At 74.5% G+C, this 5,648-nt stretch carries 4 protein-coding genes and 1 pseudogene; 4 read left to right on the top strand and 1 reads right to left on the bottom strand.

Annotated elements, in window-relative coordinates; genetic code table 11:
• A pseudogene (locus E1289_RS36125) lies at positions 1 to 1,096 on the bottom strand (hypothetical protein); the annotation flags it as partial.
• A 250-nt stretch (positions 1,097 to 1,346) separates the two neighbouring features.
• On the opposite strand from E1289_RS36125, the gene egtA reads away from it, so the two are divergent.
• The 4 genes from egtA to egtD are packed head-to-tail and all read left to right on the top strand — an operon-like array spanning position 1,347 to position 5,642.
• Entirely contained in the window at positions 1,347 to 2,555 is a 1,209-nt protein-coding gene (gene egtA / locus E1289_RS36130) for an ergothioneine biosynthesis glutamate--cysteine ligase EgtA (protein ID WP_131988440.1), read from the top strand.
• On the top strand, positions 2,552 to 3,925 hold the full coding sequence (gene egtB, locus E1289_RS36135; protein WP_131988442.1) for an ergothioneine biosynthesis protein EgtB: 1,374 nt from the start codon (positions 2,552 to 2,554) through the stop codon (positions 3,923 to 3,925). The genes egtA and egtB overlap by 4 nt, the downstream gene beginning before the upstream one ends.
• On the top strand, positions 3,926 to 4,660 hold the full coding sequence (gene egtC, locus E1289_RS36140; RefSeq protein ID WP_131988444.1) for an ergothioneine biosynthesis protein EgtC: 735 nt from the start codon (positions 3,926 to 3,928) through the stop codon (positions 4,658 to 4,660).
• A 28-nt stretch (positions 4,661 to 4,688) separates the two neighbouring features.
• Positions 4,689 to 5,642, top strand: coding sequence for an L-histidine N(alpha)-methyltransferase (gene egtD, locus E1289_RS36145; RefSeq protein ID WP_131988446.1), 954 nt, complete (start codon positions 4,689 to 4,691; stop codon positions 5,640 to 5,642).
• Positions 5,643 to 5,648 lie beyond the last annotated feature (6 nt).

Here is a 5,648-nt window from a genome sequence, read left to right on the forward strand (position 1 = left end):
TGGCGGGGGCGTCCGGCGGGGACGGCGTGCCCGGCGCCGGCCGCTCCGTCTCCTTCGCGGGGGTGCCGGCCGGCGAGGTCGCCGGGGGCGCCGGGTTCGCCGGGTTCGCACCGCCTCCGGCGGGGGCGCCGCCGGTCCGCGGCGCCGGGCCGGTACCGCCGTTCCGGGCCGGCGCCTCGGGGGAGCCGGGCACCTCGCCCGTCGCCCGCTCGGTCCCGGACAGGCCGGGCACCGGGTGCCGCGGGCCGGCGGTGTTCGTCGCGGACGCCGGGTTCGCCCCGCCGCTCGACGACGTCGGGACGATCGAGGCGGTCCCGCCGCCGCCCTTCGGCGACGGCCAGGCGGCGAGCAGGCCGATGACGGCCGCGGCGGAGGCGGCCACGCCGGCCGCGGCGCCGAGGCCCCGGTGCAGGCCGCCGGACAGCCCGCGCCGCGGGCGGTCGCCGGTCCCGCCCCGGCGGGGCCGGTCGGCGCCGATCACCACGAGCGGGCTCGGGGAGACGACGCTCGGCAGCGGACGGACGGCCTCGTCCTCGCAGCCGGCGAGGACCTGGTCGCGCAGCCAGCCGGGCGCGCGGGCCGGGGCCCGCCGGGCCAGCAGCTGCGGCAGCCGCTTCTTCTCGAACGCGGTGATGAGGTCGTGCCGCGCCTGGGTCGTCCCGCGCATCAGGATGTCGAGCACGGAACGCTCCAGACGCGTCCGCGCCGCGTCGAGCAGCTGGGCCACCGTGTCCGGCGCGATGCCGAGGACGCGGGCGATGTCGTGCGGTTCGAGCCACTCGCCCGCCCACAGCAGCAGCACCTCGCGGTGGTCGGTGCGCAGGGCCCCGGCGGCGCGCAGCAGCGGGTCGGTGTCGGCGAACAGCACGCCGCCCCGCCCGTCGAGGTTGCCGGCGAACGCGCCGCGCTCGGCGCAGGCCGACCGCGACAGCGAGTACAGCCACAGGACGGTGTCGCCGCGCGGCGGCTGGTGGACGGCCGCGGTGAACGCGTCCCCGACGGCCGCCGCCGCGCGCTGGTCGCCGACCAGCGACCAGCAGTACGCGTACAGGCGGTCGGCGTGCGCGTCGTAGAGCGAGCCCATGTCCCCGCGCATGTGACCTCCCCGATCGTCGGCCGGCATCCACGAATGGTGCATACCGCTGGTTGACGGACTCTAGCGTCTCCGGTCAATGCCTGAGAAGTCCGGGATTAGGCATGGCGTCGAATAGTACGGAAGGTAACGGGGAAGCGTGCGGACGGTGATGTTCATGGAGATTTAGCGAAGTTCGCCAAATTAGTCGGATTTCTGATCCGGTTCAGCTGGGAAGGTTCGCTTCCGCCATCACCCAGCTGAGGAGTGAGCCGTGTCCCGCCTGACCGTGGAGGACGTCTACCAGCACGTTCGCGGTGTCTGCTTCAAGACGGGGCCGCCCGGGACGGTCGGCGCCGAGACCGAGTGGTTCGTCGTCGACGCCGCCGACCCGGCCGCCCACGTCCGGGGCGACCGGGTGCGCGCCCTCGTCGGCGCGGCAGGCCCGCCGCCCGGGGGCAGCCGGGTCACCTACGAGCCGGGCGGGCAGCTGGAGCTCAGCTCCGCGCCGTTCCGCGGGCTCGGGGAACTGCACGCCGAACTCGCCCGGGACGTCGCGCACGTGCGGGACGCCCTCGCGCCGGACGGCCTCGCCCTCGCCGGGCACGGCGTCGACCCCGTCCGCCGCCCCCGCTACCAGGCCGACCATCCCCGCTATGCCTGCATGCGCGACTACTTCCGCGCGGGCGGGTTCCCGGACGCCGGCCTGGCGATGATGTGCTCGACCGCGTCCGTCCAGGTCAACCTGGACATCGGCGCGGACCCCGGCGACGCGTGCCGCCGCTGGCGGCTCGCGCACGCGCTCGGCCCCGTGCTCGTCGCCGCGTTCGCGAACTCGCCGCTGCGCGCCGGCCGCCGGACCGGGATGCGCTCGTCCCGGCAGGGCATCTGGACCGAGCTCGACCCCTGCCGCACGCTCCCCGTCCTGCGGGACGGCGCGGACACCGACCCCGCCGAGGCGTGGACGAGGTACGCGCTCGACGCGCGGGTCATGCTCGTCCACACCGCCGAGGGCGAATGGGTGTCCGATCCCGGGATGTCGTTCCTGGAGTGGCTCGCCAAGGGCGAGCCCTGCGCGGACGACCTGACCTACCACCTGTCCACCCTGTTCCCGCCGGTCCGGCCGCGCGGCTGGCTGGAGCTGCGCATGATCGACGCCCTGCCCGGCCCGTACTGGCCCGTCCCCGTCGCGGTCGCGACCGCACTGCTGGACGACCCCGCGGCCGCGCGCGCCGCGGAGGAGGCCGCCGAGCCGGTGGCCGGGCGGTGGGCGGAGGCCGCCCGGCTCGGCCTGTCCGACCCGCCCCTGGCCGCGGCGTCGCGGGCCTGCTTCGCCGCGGCGCTGGACGCGCTGCCCCGGCTCGGCGCGTCCGGCCTCGTCCCGCTGGTGGACGAGTACGCCCGCCGCTACGTCGAGCGGGGGCGCTGCCCCGCCGACGACCCCGCTCCGCCCCCGAACCTGTCCGAGGAGGATGCGACATGACCCGGACGAACCCCCGGGACGCGCCCGCCGCGCACCCGGCCGCCGCAGACGAGGACGCGCTGAAGGAACTCATCGCGGGCGAGCTCGGCGCGGTGCGCGACCGCAGTCTCGGCCTCACCACCGACGTCCTGGACGAGGCGGACCTCACCTCGCAGGTGTCCCCGCTGATGTCACCGCTCGTGTGGGACCTCGCGCACGTCGGCAACTACGAGGAGCTGTGGCTGCTGCGCGCCGCGGCCGGCGCGGACGCGATGCGCCCGGAGATCGACGGGCTGTACGACGCGTTCGAGCATCCGCGCGCCGAGCGGCCGTCGCTGCCGCTGCTGCCGCCGGACGAGGCCCGCTCCTACATCGGCACGGTGCGGGCCAAGGTGCTGGACGCGCTGCCGTCGGTGCGGTTCGACACCGCGGATCCGCTCACCTCGGGCGGGTTCGTCTACGGGATGGTCGTCCAGCACGAGCACATGCACGACGAGACCATGCTGGCCACGCACCAACTGCGCGAAGGCGCTCCCGCGCTGCTCGACCCGGTCACCGGGCCACCGCGGAAGGGCCCTGCCGGGAGTTCCGGGATAGGCGAGGTCCTGATCGAGGCGGGGCCGTTCCAAATGGGCACGTCGGACGATCCCTGGGCGTACGACAACGAACGTCCCGCCCATGTTGTCGATCTCCCGGCGTACTACATCGACGTCGAGCCCGTTACCAACGCCGCCTACATCTCCTTCATGGAAGCCGGTGGTTATGACGATCCGCGATGGTGGGATCCCGCCGGATGGGAATGGCGCAGCGGGGGCGGTAAACGCGCGCCCGCCTTCTGGCGCCGCGAGGGCGGCCAATGGCTGCGGCGCCGGTTCGGGCGGACCGAACCCGTCCCGCCGGACGAGCCCGTCCAGCACGTGTCCTGGTACGAGGCGGACGCCTACGCGCGGTGGGCCGGCAAGAGGCTGCCGACCGAGGCCGAGTGGGAGAAGGCCGCCCGCTGGGATCCGGTGGCCGGCCGGTCACGCCGCTATCCCTGGGGCGACGCCTACGAGGAGGGGCGTGCCAACCTGGGGCAGCGGGCGCTCCGCCCGTCCGAGACGGGCGCCCACGCGTCCGGGGCCTCGGCGTACGGGGTCAGGCGCCTCCTGGGGGACGTGTGGGAGTGGACGTCGTCCGACTTCGGCGGCTATCCGGGCTTCCGGTCCTTCCCCTACAAGGAGTACTCGGAGGTGTTCTTCGGCCCCGAGTACAAGGTGCTGAGAGGCGGCTCCTGGGCCACGCACCCGCTCGCCGTGCGCGGATCATTCCGCAACTGGGACTACCCCATCAGGCGGCAGATCTTCTCCGGTTTCCGCTGTGCGCGCTCCGTCGCCGGGGAGGGGAGCTAGATGTGCCGCCATCTCGGCTACCTGGGGCCTGAGCGGACGCTGCACTCGCTCATCTACGACGGTGAGCACTCGCTGGAGACCCAGTCGTACGCGCCGCGCATGACGCAGGGATGCATCCTCAACGCCGACGGCTACGGCGTCGGCTGGTACCGCGACGGTGCGCCCGTCCGCTTCCGGCGCGCCCAGCCGATCTGGACCGACCAGTCGTTCCGCGAGGTCGCCGGGGCGGTCCGGGCGTCCTGCGCGGTCGCGGCGGTCCGGTCGGCGACGGCCGGGTTCCCCGTGGACGAGGCGTGCGCCCAGCCGTTCCGGGCCGGGTCGTGGCTGTTCAGCCACAACGGCAGGATCGACGACTTCGGCGGCGTCGAGGGCAGGCTCCGGGAACTCGCCGGGGACCTCGCCGCGGTGCCCGACGCCCGCGCTCCCCTCGACTCGGCGCCGCTCTTCGCCCTCGCCGTCCGGCGCTGGCGGGACGGCGCGTCCCTCGGCGACGGCCTCGCCGCCGTCGTCGGCGAGATCACCGCGTTCGCCCCGGGCCGCTACAACCTGCTCGCCTCCGACGGCACGTCCCTGGCCGCCACGACCTGGGGCGACTCCCTGTTCGTCCGCGAGGGCGCGGACCAGATCCGGATCGCGTCCGAGCCGCTGAACGGCGACGCCGGATGGAAGGCCGTCCCCGACCGCTCCCTCGTCACCGCCGGGCTCGCGTCCGGCGTGTCGATCACGCCCCTTTAAGTCGATCACGCCCTTTGAGGAGAACCACGTGGACCGGTTCCTGACCGCCGACGACCTCGCCAAGACGCTCCGCAACGACGTCCACGAGGGACTGACCGGCACGCCCAAGACCCTGCCGCCCAAGTGGTTCTACGACGAGCGCGGCAGCGCCCTGTTCGAGGAGATCACCAAGCTGGAGGAGTACTACCCGACCCGCCGCGAACGGGAGATCCTCGTCGCGCGGGCGCCCGCCGTCGCCGCCGCCACCGGCGCCCGGACGCTGCTGGAACTCGGCGCCGGGTCGGGGGAGAAGACCCGGCTGCTGCTCGACGCCCTCGCCGGGACGCTGCGCACGTACGTGCCAGTGGACGTGAGCGGCGACTTCCTGGAGGAGGCCGCGGCGGGGATCGCCGCCGACCATCCCGGCCTGGACGTCCGGCCCGTCGTCGCCGACTACGAGCGGCACCTGCACCTGCTGCCGGGCGGGGAGCGCCGCCTCGTCGCCTTCCTCGGCGGGACGATAGGCAACATGCCCCCCGCCGAGCGGATCGGGTTCCTCGGCGGCGTCCGCGCCACCATGTCCGGGGGCGACTTCCTGCTGCTGGGAGCCGACCTCGTCAAGGACCCGGGACGGCTCGTCGCCGCCTACGACGACGCGGCCGGGGTAACCGCCGAGTTCGACCGCAACGTCCTGCACGTCATCAACGCCGAACTGGACGCGGACTTCGACCCGGACGCCTTCGAGCACCGCGCGGTCTGGAACGACGCCGAGGAGTGGATCGAGATGCGCCTGCGGTCCACCCGGGACCAGGACGTCCGCGTGGGCGGCCTCGACCTGGCGGTGTCGTTCGCCGCCGGTGAGGAGATGCGCACCGAGATCTCCGCCAAGTTCCGCCGGGAACGGCTGGAGGCCGAGCTGGGCGCGGCCGGGATGGAGGTCGCGGAGTTCTGGACGGACGCGGACGGCGACTTCTCCCTCACCCTCGCCCGCCCCGCCGGCTGAGCCCTG

Origin of the sequence: Actinomadura sp. 6K520 (assembly GCF_004349245.1) — a bacterium.
GTDB lineage: Bacteria > Actinomycetota > Actinomycetes > Streptosporangiales > Streptosporangiaceae > Spirillospora.